Annotated in this window: 11 protein-coding genes; 3 read left to right on the top strand and 8 right to left on the bottom strand. The window is 67.4% G+C overall.

All coding sequences use genetic code 11. From position 1 onward, the window contains the following. The first annotated feature begins 52 nt into the window (after nt 1-52). Complete coding sequence (locus OXQ33_RS11285) at nt 53-1489, top strand: porin (protein WP_267434792.1); 1437 nt, start codon at nt 53-55, stop codon at nt 1487-1489. Between the two features lie 45 nt (nt 1490-1534). On the opposite strand, the gene OXQ33_RS11280 is transcribed toward OXQ33_RS11285, so the two are convergent. From OXQ33_RS11280 to miaA, 7 genes are all read right to left on the bottom strand, one after another. Beyond that, nucleotides 1535-2341, bottom strand: a complete 807-nt coding sequence (locus OXQ33_RS11280; RefSeq protein ID WP_267434791.1) for a hypothetical protein — start codon at nt 2339-2341, stop codon at nt 1535-1537. 33 nt (nt 2342-2374) lie between these two features. Beyond that, nucleotides 2375-4033, bottom strand: coding sequence for a 2-isopropylmalate synthase (gene leuA / locus OXQ33_RS11275; protein WP_267434790.1), 1659 nt, complete (start codon nt 4031-4033; stop codon nt 2375-2377). Nucleotides 4034-4333: 300 nt separating this feature from the next. After that, entirely contained in the window at nt 4334-4948 is a 615-nt protein-coding gene (locus OXQ33_RS11270; RefSeq protein WP_267434789.1) for a YceI family protein, read from the bottom strand. 311 nt (nt 4949-5259) lie between these two features. Further along, on the bottom strand, nt 5260-6279 hold the full coding sequence (gene ilvC / locus OXQ33_RS11265) for a ketol-acid reductoisomerase (RefSeq protein WP_267434788.1): 1020 nt from the start codon (nt 6277-6279) through the stop codon (nt 5260-5262). Between the two features lie 138 nt (nt 6280-6417). Beyond that, nucleotides 6418-6933, bottom strand: coding sequence for an acetolactate synthase small subunit (gene ilvN / locus OXQ33_RS11260; protein ID WP_267434787.1), 516 nt, complete (start codon nt 6931-6933; stop codon nt 6418-6420). A 91-nt stretch (nt 6934-7024) separates the two neighbouring features. Further along, the gene (locus OXQ33_RS11255) at nt 7025-8782 is read right to left on the bottom strand and encodes an acetolactate synthase 3 large subunit (RefSeq protein ID WP_267434786.1); all 1758 of its coding nucleotides are present in this window, start codon (nt 8780-8782) and stop codon (nt 7025-7027) included. Between the two features lie 85 nt (nt 8783-8867). Continuing rightward, on the bottom strand, nt 8868-9797 hold the full coding sequence (miaA, locus tag OXQ33_RS11250; RefSeq protein ID WP_267434785.1) for a tRNA (adenosine(37)-N6)-dimethylallyltransferase MiaA: 930 nt from the start codon (nt 9795-9797) through the stop codon (nt 8868-8870). Here miaA and serB point away from each other — a divergent pair. Next, entirely contained in the window at nt 9790-10731 is a 942-nt protein-coding gene (gene serB, locus OXQ33_RS11245; protein WP_267434784.1) for a phosphoserine phosphatase SerB, read from the top strand. The genes miaA and serB overlap by 8 nt on opposite strands. Before the next feature lie 12 nt (nt 10732-10743). Here the strand turns inward: serB and OXQ33_RS11240 are convergent, their stop codons facing one another. Then, a complete protein-coding gene (locus tag OXQ33_RS11240) occupies nt 10744-11820 on the bottom strand; it encodes an SPOR domain-containing protein (RefSeq protein WP_346015352.1) in 1077 nt (358 codons plus the stop codon). A gap of 172 nt (nt 11821-11992) precedes the next feature. Between OXQ33_RS11240 and OXQ33_RS11235 the strand changes: the two genes are divergently transcribed. Further along, nucleotides 11993-12910, top strand: a 918-nt coding sequence (locus tag OXQ33_RS11235) for a tetratricopeptide repeat protein (RefSeq protein WP_267434783.1), incomplete at its 3' end; no start/stop codon positions are given.

Below are 12910 nucleotides of genomic sequence, written 5' to 3'. Positions count from 1 at the left end.
ACCGCCGGGGTGCTGGCCTAAGCCCCCGTCGCGAACAGGGCGGGACGAACAGGTGATCAAGTCGAGTTTCCATCGGGCCCGCCATGGCGCGACCGCCGCCGTCGCGCTGGCCCTGATCCCCACGCCCGCCGCCGCGCAGACGGTGCAGGAATTGCAGCGGCAGATCGACGAGCTGAAGGGGCAGATCAAGGCCCTGACCGAGGCGCAGAAGGCGACGACGGCCACGGTCGCGCCGCCGCCCGCCGCCGCGCCCGCCACGCCGCCGGTCATGGCGGCGGCCCCCGCACCCGCCGCACCCCAGCGCGTGGCGAACGTGCCCAAGCCGGTATCCTCGCGTACCCCCTGGTATGAGCGGATGAAGCTGCGCGGCTATACCCAGCTTCGCTACAATGCCGTGCTCGACGCCCAGGACGCGGCGGGGCCCGACGGATCGCGGCTGCGTTCGGTGCATGACAGTTCGATCAACGAGGATGGCGGCTTCCTGCTGCGCCGGGTGCGGATGGTGTTGCAGGGCGATATCACCGACCGGCTGCAACTCTATTTCCAGCATGATTTCGGCACGGCGGTGAACAACCAGTCCAGCACCGAGCGGCGCGAGAATTTCGGGCAGCTGCGCGACGTCTATGTCGACTGGTTCCTCGATCCCGAACGCCGCCTGCGCCTGCGCTTCGGTCAGTCCAAGGTGCCGTTCGGGTGGGAGAATCTGCAATCCTCGTCCAACCGCCTGCCGCTCGACCGGTCGGATGCGATCAACAGCGGGGTGCCGGGCGAGCGGGATATCGGCATCAACGCCTATTATACCCCCGCACCGGTCCAGGCGATCTGGGACCGGCTGACCAAGAACAAGCAGAAGCTGTTCGGCAATTACGGCGCATTCGGCGTCGCGCTCTATAACGGGCAGGGGACCAACCGGACCGAGCGCAATACCGGCCGGATGAAGGTCGCGATGGCGACATGGCCCTTCGCGCTCGACGGGCTGGGGCCGTTGTTCCGGGGACAGGTTCTGGAGGTCGGCGGTTCGGCGATGTTCAACCGCTACCGCGTCGAACTGCGCAGCGGCGGCGTGAGCGCGGAGGACTATCGTGACGACCGGGTCGGCGTCCACGCCATCCTCTATCCGCAGCCCTTCGGCATCCAGACCGAATGGATGACCGGCTGGGGCCCGCAATATGACGGCGCTCTTCGCTCGATCCGCAGCGATCGGCTGGGCGGCGGCTATGTCCAGCTGATGGGCGATCTGGGCAAGACGCCGATCGGGCGCGCCATCCCCTATGTCCGCTGGCAACATTATCGCGGCGGGTGGAAGGCCAATGTCGATGCGCCGCGTCTGGAGACGGACGAGTGGGAATTGGGTAGCGAGATCCAGTTGGTCGAGGCGCTGGAACTGACCATCGCCTATGCCCGAATGGAACGGCGCGAGGCGGATTCACGGCGCGTAGGTCGTGCGACGGGCGACCTGATCCGCACCCAGATTCAGTTCACCTATTGAACGGGCTTGCCTTCCTCCCTTCGCAGCGGAGGAAGGCGATGGGCCTCAATCGCCGCCGCCGGGGCCGGTGAAGTCGATGCGGATGCGCACCCATTCGCCGACCATCACCTTGCCGCCGATACGCGGTGCGCGGACGCGGAATTGCCAGGCGGCCTCGCGCATCGCCCGGCCCAGGCCGGAGCCGACTGGCGATTCCCCCAGCGTCCGGCAATTCTCGACCCGATAGTCGGGGATGGTCTGGCACGCGATCAGCGCCCAGCTTCCCGGCGGCGGGGCGCTGCGCAGATAGCCGTTCAACTCGGCATTGGTGGGGCGGCGGGGATACCATTCGGCATTGTAGAGCCGCTGCCCGCCGGGCCCTTCGCCGGGGCCATAGGCGGATGCGCTGTCCTGGCCGCGATCGTCGCCGTCGCTCGACCCGACACCCTTGCCCGATCCCTTGGGCATGGCGGCGATATCGCCCGCGTCGAACAGCGACTTGTCGCCCCATTGCCAGGGCGTCGGGGCGGATTGATCGGCCTGTTTTTCGGTCGGCGGCTTGGGCGTGACCGGCTGCTTGGGGGTGACGGGGGCCTTCGAGCCCCCGGCCGCCGCCGGTTTGCGGGTGACGGTGCGGGTCTCGGGCACCGGCGCCCCCGCGTCCTGATCCGAAGGCGAGACCGAGAAGCTGTTGAGTGAGGACGACTTCTCCGGCTCGATCAGCTTGGGCGCGAGGTGGAAGAGCAGCCAGGCCAGCAGCAGATGCGCCAGCACCGTCAGCGTGATCGACGCACCCCGCTCGCGCAGCTTTTCGCGGTAGCGCTGCGGGATGAAATCCCACCGGCCCGGCGCGGAGGGTGGGACCGCCGCCATCGTCTTAGCCGAGAAGGGCGGCGGTCGGGCGCATCAGGCCCGGTTGGCGGCGGAGAGCACCGCACGGACGCTGGCCGTGGCGATGTCGGTATCGAGCCCGACACCGAACACGATCCGCCCATCGGCGGTCCGCGCCTCGACATAGGCGGCGGCCTGCGCATCGGCACCGTGGCCGATGGCGTGCTCGTTATAGTCGATGACCTCCAAATTCGGTCCGGTGGTGTCGGCCAGCGCGGCGATCACGCTGGAGATCAGGCCGTTGCCGCGACCTGCGATCGACCGCTCCTCACCATCGACCAGCACGCGCCCGATAAAGGTCCGCTGCCCCGCCGAACCGCTTTCCTCATAGTCGCGCAGCACGAACCGGTCGCCCTCGCGCGGCAGATAGGTCGCCTCGAACCCCGCCCAGATATCGGCGGCGTTGAGTTCGCGGCTGGTCGTGTCGGCCAGCGCCTGGACATGGCGGCTGAAATCGGCCTGGAGCCGCTTGGGCAGCTTCAGCCCCTTGTCCTGCTCGATCACCCAGGCGACACCGCCCTTGCCCGACTGCGAATTGACGCGGATCACCGCCTCGTAACTGCGTCCCAGGTCGGCGGGATCGATGGGGAGATAGGGGACTTCCCACAGATCGTCGTTGCGCGCGGCCTGTGCGGCGAAACCCTTCTTGATCGCGTCCTGGTGACTGCCCGAGAAAGCGGTGAAGACCAGTTCGCCCGCATAGGGGGTGCGCGGATGGACGGGCAGGTTGGTGCAATATTGCACCGTGTTCACCACCTCGTCGATGTCGGACAGGTTCAGGCCCGGATCGACCCCTTGCGTGTACATGTTGAGCGCGACGGTCACGAGATCGCAATTGCCGGTCCGCTCGCCATTGCCGAGCAGACAGCCCTCGACCCGGTCCGCGCCCGCCATCACGCCCAACTCCGCCGCCGCGACGCCGGTGCCCCGGTCGTTATGCGTGTGAAGCGAGATGGCCACCGAATCGCGGTTCGGGATGTTACGGCCGAACCATTCGATCTGGTCGGCATAGACATTGGGCGTCGCGCACTCGACGGTGGCGGGCAGGTTCAGGATCAGCGGATGCTCGGGCGTCGGCTTCAGCACGTCCATGACGGCCGCGCACACCTCGACCGAGAAATCCAGCTCGGCGGTCGAGAAGGTCTCCGGGCTATATTCGAAATGCCAGTCGGTGTTCGGGCGCTTGGCGGCTTCGTCGCGCAGGATCTTGGCGCCCTCGACCGCGATCTCGCGGACCTGGTCGCGGGTCATGCCGAACACGATCTTGCGCCAGGCCGGGCTGACCGCGTTGTAGAGATGGACGATGGCGGTGCGCGCGCCGTCCAGGCTTTCGAAGCTGCGCTCGATCAGGTCGCGGCGCGACTGGGTCAGGACCTGGATCGTCACGTCGTCGGGAATGCGGTCGTCACGGATCAGGCCGGAGATGAAGTCGAACTCGGTCGCGCCCGCCGACGGAAAGCCGACCTCGATCTCCTTCAGCCCGACCTTGACCAGCAGGTCGAACATCCGGGTCTTCTTCTCGGCGTCCATCGGGTCGATCAGCGCCTGGTTGCCGTCGCGCAGGTCGGTCGACAGCCAGCGTGGGGCCTTGGTGATCGTGCGGTTCGGCCATTGCCGGTCGGGCAGGGCGATGGTGGGGAAGGGGCGGTATTTGGTCGAAGGGTCGCGGAGCATGATCGTCGGGTCTTCCAGCATTCTCGGCCGCGTCAGGCCAGGGGCGCGGCGGGATTAGGCTATTCGGGTTCGTTCAGCCCTTAGGGAAGTCGCGCATGGCCACGCCGATCCTCCCCTAAGGGCGGATAAGTCGAAGCGAACGGAGCAGCAGCGCGGCGATCATGATGGAGCGGTTCATGCCGCGTCGTGGCGCGCTTGTCCATATCGAGATTGATGACGGCCACCTGACGGGGCAGGCACAAAAGAACGAGGCCGCCCCCAATGGGAGCGGCCTCGTCGCCCTGGTATGGGTCTTGGGAGTTACTGCGCGGTGAAGGCGGCGTTGATCGTCAGGTCGACGTCATCGCCCACGACCGGAACATAGGCGCCGACGCCGAAGTCCGAACGCTTGATCTTGCCCGTCGCGCGGAAGCCGATGTTCAGCTTCTTCGACATCGGGTTGGTGCCCGCACCAAAGAAGGTGGCGTTCAGCGTGACCGGCTTGGTCTGGTCCTTGATGGTCAGGTTACCGGTGATGACCGCCTTGGTGCCCATGACCTTCACACTCGTCGAGACGAAGCGCGCGGTCGGATAGGTCGCGGCGTCGAAGAAGTCCTTCGACTTCAGGTGATTGGCGAAGGGGGCGGCGGTGACCGAGAGATTGTCGATCTTGAAGGTCACGTCGACCTTGGCCGCCTGGGGCTTGGCGGGGTCGAGGGTCAGCGAGCCTTCGGACGCGCCGAACTGCCCCTCAAGCGTCGAGAAGCCCATATGGTTCAGCGCCCAGGTGACCTGGGTGTGGGCGGGGTCGACGGCATAGGTGCCGGCGACGACGCGCGAGGCCACGGGGGCGCCGGGCGTGCCCTGCGGCGCGGTCTGGGCGATGGCGGGGGCGGCGAGGACGAGCGCCATGGCGGCGGGAAGGACGAAACGCATGGGTATACTCCCTGTTGAACCAGCCCTTTCTGGTCGGTGCGCATAACGCACGTCAAAGGCCAAGGTCGCAACGATGCGTTTCCGGGTTGGAGTTGGGGGGTGGTCTCTGCGAGGCTCCTTGCCCTCCCCCATCCCCTCCCGCTTGCGGGAGGGGCGTGCCTGCGGCTGCGGTCAGCATAATGACCGGCTTTACAACCTGTGGATAGGTGCGGGTAAAGCGTAACGGCTGCCCAATAGCGCTCCCCTCCCGCAAGCGGGAGGGGATGGGGGAGGGCAACGGTGTCTCACCGAGCCCGCCCCGGGCGAAAAGATCAGTTCTTCGCCTTGTCCACCAGCTTGTTCGCCCCGATCCACGGCATCATCGCGCGCAGTTCGGCGCCGACCTGTTCGATCGGGTGGCGCTTGGCGGCGATGCGGCTGGCCTTCAGTTCGGGCTGGCCGGCGCGGTTGTCGAGCACGAAGTCCTTCACGAAGCGGCCCGACTGGATGTCGGCGAGGACGCGCTTCATTTCCTTCTTGGTTTCCTCGGTGATGATGCGCGGGCCGGTCTTGATGTCGCCGTACTCGGCGGTGTTCGAGATCGAGTAGCGCATGTTGGCGATGCCGCCCTCATACATCAGGTCGACGATCAGCTTCAGCTCGTGAAGACACTCGAAATAGGCCATTTCGGGGGCATAGCCCGCCTCGACCAGCGTCTCGAAGCCCGCTTGGACCAGCGCGGTCGCGCCGCCGCACAGCACGGCCTGCTCGCCGAACAGATCGGTTTCGCACTCTTCGCGGAAGTTGGTCTCGATGATGCCCGAACGACCGCCGCCGACGCCGCTGGCATAGGCCAAGGCCACGTCATGCGCGTTGCCGCTGGCGTCCTGATGGATCGCGATCAGGCAGGGCACGCCGCCGCCGCGCACATATTCGCTGCGCACCGTGTGGCCGGGGCCCTTTGGCGCGATCATGATGACGTCGATGTCCGCGGGCGGCTCGATCAGGCCGAAATGCACGTTCAGGCCGTGCGCGAAGGCGAGCGCGGCGCCGGGCTTCATATTGCCCTTGATGTCAGCCTCATAGATCGCGGCCTGATGCTCGTCGGGGGCCAGGATCATGAGGATGTCGGCCCAGGCGGCCGCTTCCTGGTTCGACATGACCTTGAAGCCGGCGCCTTCCGCCTTGGCGGCCGAGGCCGAACCGGGGCGCAGCGCGATCGCGACATTCTTGACGCCCGAATCACGCAGGTTCTGCGCATGGGCATGGCCTTGGCTACCGTAACCCAGGATGGCGATGTTCTTCTCGGAGATCAGGTTCAGATCGGCGTCGCGATCGTAATAGACACGCATTGGTTTCTTCCCTTTCGATACGTCCGTCATGCCAGCGCAGGCTGGCATCTCATGCAGTGAGGCCTGGAGCCTTCCAAGAGACCCCAGCTTTCGCTGGGGTGACGATGGTGGTTGTGATGTGATGGTTGTGAAGATGCTTCAGGCCGCTTCGGCCCCGCGCGAGATGGCGGCGATGCCGGTGCGGGCGACCTCGACCAGGCCGACCTCGCCCATCAGTTCGACGAATTTGTCGATCTTGGCGATGGTGCCGGTGACCTCGAACACGAAGCTGCCGATCGTCGCATCGACTACGCGGGCGCGATAGACTTCGGCCAGGCGCAGCGCCTCGATTCGGCGGTCGCCGGTGCCCGCGACCTTCACCAGCGCCAGTTCGCGCTCGACATGATCGCCCAGCACGGTCAGGTCGGCGACTTTGTGGACGGGGACCAGCCGGTCGAGCTGGGCGATGATCTGCTCCATCACCGGCGGCGAGGCGCTGGTGACGATGGTGATGCGGCTGACCGCCTTGTCGGCGGTGATCTCCGACACGGTCAGGCTCTCGATATTATAGCCGCGCGCGGTGAACAAACCTGCGATCCGGGCGAGGATGCCGGGCTCGTTGTCGACGATCACCGCCAGCGTGTGGCGTTCCACCTGTTCGGTCTTGATGTGCATTCGGCCGTCATCCCGGCGAAGGCCGGGATCTCCCTATTATGTCAACCCATGCTTTGTTGAGGCCCCAGCCTTCGCTGGGGCGACGATCCGGTCAAACCAGCGCCTTGGCCTCGTCGTCCATGGTGCCCGATACCTCATTGGCCTGAAGGATCATGTCGGTATGCGCCGCCCCTGACGGGATCATCGGGAAGCAGTTGGCGAGCTTGGCGACGCGGCAGTCGACGATCACCGGTCCGTCATGGTCCAGCATCGCGGCGATGCCGTCTTCCAACTCGTGCCGGTGCTCGATCAGGATGCCCTTCCAGCCGTAAGCCTCGCCCAGCTTCACGAAGTCGGGCAGCGAGTCCGAATAGCTTTCGGCATAGCGGCTCTCATAGGTCAGTTCCTGCCACTGGCGGACCATGCCCATATATTCGTTGTTCAGGATGAAGATCTTGACCGGCAGGCGATATTGCGTCGCCGTCGCCAGTTCCTGGATGTTCATCTGGATCGAGGCTTCACCGGCGATGTCGATCACCAGCGCACCCGGATTGCCGAGCTGCGCGCCGATCGCGGCGGGCAGGCCGTAACCCATGGTGCCGAGACCGCCGCTGGTCAGCCACTTGTTGGGCTTTTCGAAGCCGAAATGCTGCGCGGCCCACATCTGGTGCTGGCCGACCTCGGTGGTGATGATCGGCTGGCGCGCCTTGGTCGCGTCGTACAGCGCGCGGATCGCCCGCTGCGGCATGATCGCGTCGCCATTCTCCGGGAAGGAGAGGCAGCCGACCGCGCGCCAGCCCGCAATGCGGCGCTGCCACTCGGTGGTGTCGGGCTTGGGATGCTGGCGCGACTTCCAGATGCGCACCGCATCCTCCAGCGCGTGGCCGACATCGGCGATGATGGCCAGGTCGACGCGGACATTCTTGTTCACGCTCGACCGGTCGATATCGACATGCACCTTGCGGCTGTTGGGGCTGAACGCATCCAGCCGCCCGGTCACGCGGTCGTCGAAGCGGCTGCCGAGTGCCACCACCAGATCGGCCTGGTTCATCGCCATATTGGCTTCATAGGTGCCGTGCATGCCCAGCATCCCCAGCCATTGCGGGTCGCTGGCCGGGAAGGCGCCCAGACCCATCAGGGTCGAGGTGACGGGCGCGCCGGTGATGCGGGCCAGTTCGCGCAGCAGTTGCGACGCGGCTGGACCCGAATTGATGATGCCGCCTCCGGTATAGAGGATCGGACGTTCCGCCGCCGCCAGCATGTCGACCAGCTGCTCGATCTGGCTCTGGTCGGCCTTCACCTGCGGGCGATAGGTCTTGTGACGGATCGGGCCCGGCTTCTGATAGCGGGCGGTGGCGACCTGCACGTCCTTGGGGATGTCGATCACGACCGGACCGGGGCGGCCCGAGGTCGCGATGTGGAACGCCTCATGGATCACCTCGCCCAGCCGCGCGGGATCCTTGACCAGATAATTGTGCTTGGAACAGTGGCGCGTGATGCCGACCGTGTCGGCTTCCTGGAACGCATCGGTGCCGATCAGCGCGGTCGGCACCTGGCCGGTGATGACCACCATCGGGATCGAATCGAGCAGCGCGTCGGTGATGCCGGTGACCGCATTGGTCGCGCCCGGCCCGGAGGTGACGAGCACCACGCCGGGCTTGCCGGTCGAGCGGGCATAGCCCTCCGCCGCGTGCGTCGCCGCCTGTTCGTGGCGGACCAGAATGTGGCGGATGCGCCCTCCGTTCTTGGCCGCCCGGAACAGCGCGTCATAGATCGGCAGCACCGCACCACCCGGATAGCCGAAGACGACCTCCACGCCGAGATCGCACAGCGCCTCGACCAGGATATCGGCTCCGCTTTTCTCGGTCATCGTCTTCGTCCTTCTGCGTCCGTGCCCACTGACGGGGCTTGTCGGGAGAGGCGCGGCTACAAGTTTAAAAAGTGCGCGTCAACCGTCAATTGCGCAATAAAGTTTCTATTGTGCTGCGGCGCACATCAGGCGCGGTGTCGGAAATCACGGTCCAGCCGGGGCCGGGCTGATGACGGAACCAAGTAAATTGCCTTTTGGCATAACGCCTTGTCGCGAGTGCTCCCGCCGCCTCGGCTTCCGCGCGGGTCATGGTGCCCGCCAGCAGCGCGGCGGCCTCGGGCACACCGATGGCGCGGCGGATGGGCGCGTCGGCGGGCAGGTCTGATCTTGCGAGCAGCGCGGCGGCCTCGTCCAGTCCTTCGTCCAGCATCTCGCCGAAGCGGGTGTCGATCCGCGCATTCAGCCAGTCGCGGTCGGGAAGCAGGATGACGGCGGACAGGGCGATGCGCTCGCCGATGCCGCCTTCTCTCCGCGCCTGCCATTCATGCAGCGCGCGGCCGGTAGAGCGCACCACCTCCAGTGCGCGTGCGACGCGGGTGGTGTCGGCGGGGTTCAGCCGCGCAGCGGCCTGTGGGTCTTCGCGCGACAGGGCGGCATGGGCGTCCGCCACGGGCAACGCCCGGACCTCGGCGCGGATGGCGGGGTCGATCTCGGGCACGGGCGCGATGCCGTCGAGCAGGGTACGCATATAAAGGCCGGTCCCGCCGACCAGGATGGGCAACGATCCCGCCGCGACGCTATCCTCGATCGCCGCGCGTGCCTCCGCCGCCCAGCGCGCCGCCGAATAGCCGGTGTCCGCCCCATCGACATGGCCGAAAAGCCGGTGCGGCGCCTGCGCTTCCTCTTCGCGCGAGGGACGGGCGGTCAGGATCGACAGGTCGCGATAGACCTGCGCCGAATCGGCATTGATGATCGTGCCGCCGGTCGCCTTCGCCAGATCGAGCGCCAATGCGGACTTGCCGCTGGCGGTCGGCCCTGCGATGAGCGCCACATTCGGGAGAGCCATTGTGTTCATTGCGACCTACATAGCCGATCAGAACTTCGACGCCTCGCTGCTTTCTGACATCGCCCATGAATTCGACACCGAATGCACGGCCGGGCGGCTGGTGTCGGTCGAATGGCTGGACGAGGGCCGTGCCGCCGATCTGGTGTTCGAACCGGCTGCGGAGTTTTCGCTCGGCGATTGCGCAGGCCTGGCCGATGCCATGCGGGAACGCGCCTGCTCTATCGCCGAAGGTGGGTTTGGACGTCGACTGCCCCTCGATGTCATCGTTCAGCCCGCCGCGCACCGCGAGAAGCGGCTGCTCGTCGCCGACATGGACTCCACCATGATCACCGTCGAATGCATCGACGAACTGGCCGATTATGCCGGGATCAAGGAGCAGGTCGCCGAGGTGACGGAGCGCGCGATGCGGGGTGAGCTCGACTTCGCCGCCGCGCTCGACGCCCGTGTGGCGCTGCTGGAAGGGCTGGACGAGAGCGTCATCGAGCGCTGCCTGGCCGAGCGGGTCACGTTGATGGCCGGGGCCCGTGCGCTGGTCCGCACGATGAAGGCGCGCGGCGGTCATGCGATCCTGGTGTCGGGGGGCTTCACCCGCTTCGCCGAGCCGGTCGCCACCGAGATCGGCTTCGACCGCGCCATCGCCAATTATCTGGAGATCGCGCACGGCAAGCTGACCGGCACGGTGCGCAAGCCGATCGTGGGTTCGGATACCAAGGAAAAGACGCTGGTCGAGGCGCTGGCCGATCTGGGGCTCGATCCATCGGCCAGCATGGCGGTGGGCGACGGGGCGAACGATCTGGCGATGATCCGCCGCGCCGGCTTGGGGGTGGCCTATCGCGCCAAGCCGATCGTCGCGGGCGCGGCGGCGGCGCGCGTCGATTATAACGACCTGACCGCGCTGCTCTATGCCCAGGGAATTCCGAGCGCGGAGTGGGTCACGGCGTAATCGAACGTCCCGTTACGGCGCCACCACCATACAGGACTGGCCGGAACGACTGCACGCGGCCTGCGCCTCGCCGCGACCGGCATAGCCCCCGGCCTGCAACCGCGTAACGCCGCCCGCGGTGACATAGAAGGGCTCCGCGCCGCCGAGACGCGCGCGGAGCTTTTGCCACAGCGCGCTGGCGTTTTCCTTGTCGCGGAAGGCGCCGAGCTGGATGCGCCATGCGCCGCCGCTCTTGCGAACTGGAGCCGGTTTGGCCGGAGCCTTCGCGACGCTGCGCGGAGTGGTGGCGCGGGGGGCGGCGGCTTTCGGAGCCTCGGCGGCGCGATCCGGGGCCGCCGCCGCCCCGCCCGGAACGGGGTAGCTCGCCCCCGGCCCGGTGGGACGCGAAGGCGCGACGGGGACCGGCTGAACCACCGGACGCGCGGCGGCGACGGGCGTGCCGGTCGCGCGAGGCGGTTCGCCACCCACCACCACCCGGGTCGGCCCACCGGGAGCCGGGGCGGGCGTCGCGGCCAACCTGGCGCTATAGTCCTGCACCAATTGCGTGCCCCGTTGCCGATCGGCGGGGGTAATATACTGGTCCATCTGCGCGAGCGTCTCGGACGCGGACTGCAAGCCGGCCTGCGACGCCAGCGTCATCAGCGCATAGGCGCGCGGATAGTCGCGGGTCACGCCGTCGCCGTTGAACAGCATCGTGCCCAGCACCAGTTCGGCACGCGGCTCGCCCCGCGCCACCGACTTTTCGAGCCAGGGCAGCGCTTCGGCCCGCTTGCCCGCCTGGAACAGCGCGAGGCCGTAATTGTCGGCCGCCGGGAAATGCCCCTGCATCGCGGCCTTGCGGAACCAGCTTTCGGCCAGCGCGGGGTCGAGCGGTACGCCGCGCCCCAGCTTATAGGCCTGAGCCAGGTTGAACTGCGCATCGGCCTCGCCCGCGACGGCGGGGCCGCGCCATTCCTCGACCGCCTGGCGATAATCGCCGCGCGCCCAGGCATCGACGCCCGCCTTCACATCGGCCAGGGCGGGGGTGGCGGCAAGACAGACGGCGATGGCGGTCAGCCCCGCGCCGATGACCGGGAATTTGCGCATCATCCTTCGTCCTTCCCGCAAAGATGGTTCGCGCCATCCATGCCCCGGCCCCGGTCGCGGGTAAAGCGGTCGGGCGGATTTAACATTTCCTTAGACCGTTCATGGTTAGCGTCCGTCCGAAATGGGCAGGATGGGGCAGGGGCATGCCATCCGCCGGGCATGACGGATGACCAGAATGACGACGATCCGCATTTTCATCACCTGTAGCGTCGGCGCGTTGATCGTCGGCGGCGCCCTGACCGGGTGCGCGGCGACCGGCCCGCGGACCGGACGGTTAAGCGATCGGGCGGGGGACGCACGGGCGATCGCGAAGCTGGCCGACCAGACCCGGCGCGTGCTGGCCCAGCATGACGGGGACGGCGCGGTGGCGCTGGCCGAACGGCTGGTCGCCGCCGAACCGCATCGGGCGGCGTATCGCGCGCTGCTCGGGCAAAGCTATCTCCAGGCCGGGCGCTTCGCCTCCGCGCGACAGGCCTTTACCGATGCGCTGCAACTCGATCCGGCGGATGGCCGCTCGGCGCTGAACCTGTCGCTGGCGATGATCGCGGGCGGCAATGGCGAGGGCGCGCAGGCCTTGCTGGAGCGCCATGCGGCGATGATCCCGGCGGCGGACCTCGGGCTGGCCATGGCGCTGGCCGGGGCTCCGGCGGACGGGGTTCGCATCCTGACCGCTGCCGCGCGCGAACAGGGAGCGACCGTCAAGACGCGACAGAATCTCGCTCTGTCGCTCGCGCTGTCGGGCCAATGGGACATGGCACGGATGGCCGCCTCCGCCGACATGGCGCCCGCTGATGTCGAGGTGCGGATGCAGGAATGGGCCGCGTTTGCCGCCGCCACCAATCCGGGGGATCAGGTCGCCTCGCTGCTGGGTATCCGGCGCGTGTCCGATGGGGGGCAGCCGCTGACCCTGGCGCTCAACGCCGCGCCCTCCGCCGCGGTGGTGCAGGACATGATGCAGGCATTGCCGCAGCCGGTCGAGGCGCAGATCGCTAATGCGCCGGAGGCTCCGGCGGAAACGCCGATCCTGTTCGCCGCCCGGCGCGAAGTGGTGCAGCCGCTGGCCATGCCCGCCGAACCGTCCTCGGCTCGCACC

The sequence above is a fragment of the Sphingomonas sp. GM_Shp_1 genome (genome assembly GCF_026540895.1).
In the GTDB taxonomy this organism is placed as follows: domain Bacteria; phylum Pseudomonadota; class Alphaproteobacteria; order Sphingomonadales; family Sphingomonadaceae; genus Sphingomonas.
Note: the sequence above shows the minus strand (reverse complement) of the source record. Positions and strands in the feature narration are given on the sequence as shown.

What these genes read in the sequence shown, in the direction of transcription:
- OXQ33_RS11280 (WP_267434791.1), bottom strand. Translation starts at nt 2,341, where the DNA reads ATGGCGGCGGTCCCACCCTCCGCGCCGGGCCGGTGGGATTTCATCCCG.
- ilvC (WP_267434788.1), bottom strand. Translation starts at nt 6,279, where the DNA reads ATGCGTGTCTATTACGATCGCGACGCCGATCTGAACCTGATCTCCGAG.
- miaA (WP_267434785.1), bottom strand. Translation starts at nt 9,797, where the DNA reads ATGAACACAATGGCTCTCCCGAATGTGGCGCTCATCGCAGGGCCGACC.
- ilvN (WP_267434787.1), bottom strand. Translation starts at nt 6,933, where the DNA reads ATGCACATCAAGACCGAACAGGTGGAACGCCACACGCTGGCGGTGATC.
- OXQ33_RS11255 (WP_267434786.1), bottom strand. Translation starts at nt 8,782, where the DNA reads ATGACCGAGAAAAGCGGAGCCGATATCCTGGTCGAGGCGCTGTGCGAT.
- OXQ33_RS11240 (WP_346015352.1), bottom strand. Translation starts at nt 11,820, where the DNA reads ATGATGCGCAAATTCCCGGTCATCGGCGCGGGGCTGACCGCCATCGCC.
- OXQ33_RS11270 (WP_267434789.1), bottom strand. Translation starts at nt 4,948, where the DNA reads ATGCGTTTCGTCCTTCCCGCCGCCATGGCGCTCGTCCTCGCCGCCCCC.
- leuA (WP_267434790.1), bottom strand. Translation starts at nt 4,033, where the DNA reads ATGCTCCGCGACCCTTCGACCAAATACCGCCCCTTCCCCACCATCGCC.